The sequence below is a fragment of the Candidatus Symbiopectobacterium sp. NZEC135 genome, from assembly GCF_025962695.1.
The window spans coordinates 1-1,234 of the sequence record NZ_JAGFPF010000548.1; the positions used below are offsets into that span (position 1 = coordinate 1).

Consider the following 1,234-nt stretch of genomic DNA (forward strand, 5'->3'; position numbering starts at 1 on the left):
TTACCAGCAGCGCACGTACCAGCGTTTTATCGGGGCTGAATGTCATGACGGTTCTCCTGATGACAGGTCGCGGATAATCTGGCGAGTACGATGAATGCAGGTTGCTCCGGCACCCAGCAGTATCGCGGCAAGGAGGAGGGTAAAAATAGACTGTCCCCACTGTGGCACTATTGCGGCCACAATGGCACCTGCGGTGAGCAGTGCCATGCGGTGCTGTTTCGCCATGGGGCCGCTGAAGCGCTGCGCCAATTCGCAGGTGCCGCCCAGCAGGCGAATATACGCGGTTGCCAGCGCCAGCAGTGCCGCCCCCCAGCCCAGCAGCGGCGCGTAAGGGTGTTGCAGTATGCCGTAGCCGATGCCCAACAACAGCAAGGTATCGGATACGCGGTCGGGCAATTCGTTATACACCGCCCCCGCCGGACTGCGCATTCCTCCCTCAACCGCGACCATGCCGTCAAGCAGGTTACACAGTAAGCGCCCCTGAATACCGAGCGCGCCAGCGATCAACAAACCCCGTTGCAGGCCTTCGCTGTCACAGCGCCACACGATGAGAAAACAGAGCGCGCCAAGGGCGGCGAACAGAATACTGAAGAGTGAGATAGCATTGGGCGTATAACCTTTACGGCGTAAATAGCGTGCTGTCGCCGTTGCCCATCGTGTCTCGCGCGCCCGAATCGGACGGCGATCCTGGATGTCCTTTTCCATAACCCTGTGCTCGTGAAGTGAAATCGAGAGCGCACATTATAGCCAAGTTTGCAGAAATATTAACGGATTCCACCATAAGCCAGCGTGACTTCTTTGGCTGCACCGATCGCCAACGCCCCGAGTTCGGTTACGCGATCGTCCGTGATGCGGGAGATCGGGCCAGAGATGGAGATGGCGGCAAACGGTTCGCGGTGCTCGTCGAACAGACAGGCTGCGATGCAGCGTAGCCCGAGCGCGTGTTCTTCATCGTCAAAGGAGTAACCGCGTCGGCGGATTTGCGCCAAATCTTCTTTCAGATGCACCGGCGAAACCAGCGTGGCGTGAGTATAGGCATGCAATCCTTTGCGATGCAGCAGGCTGCTGACCTGATCGTCGCTCAGGTTTGCCAGAAAGGCTTTTCCCGCGCCGGAGGCGTGCATCGGAAGCTTTCCGCCAATCGGCGCAGACATGCGCATCAGCGCAGTGCACTGCACCTGGTCGATAATAATCGCCTGGTGATCGCTGTTGTCCAACACCGCCAGATTGACGG

At 58.7% G+C, this 1,234-nt stretch carries 2 protein-coding genes; both read right to left on the reverse strand.

The features are described from left to right. Positions 1-42: 42 nt before the first annotated feature. Positions 43-705: a CDP-alcohol phosphatidyltransferase family protein gene (locus J5224_RS28665; protein ID WP_264628491.1), complete on the reverse strand. Its 663-nt coding sequence runs from the start codon at positions 703-705 to the stop codon at positions 43-45. Between the two features lie 59 nt (positions 706-764). Beyond that, the coding region (locus tag J5224_RS28670; protein WP_319802502.1) for an IclR family transcriptional regulator C-terminal domain-containing protein at positions 765-1,234 on the reverse strand (470 nt) is incomplete at its 5' end.

Excerpts from the sequence above, each read along its gene's own strand:
- J5224_RS28665 (WP_264628491.1), bottom strand. The coding sequence starts at position 705 with ATGGAAAAGGACATCCAGGATCGCCGTCCGATTCGGGCGCGCGAGACA.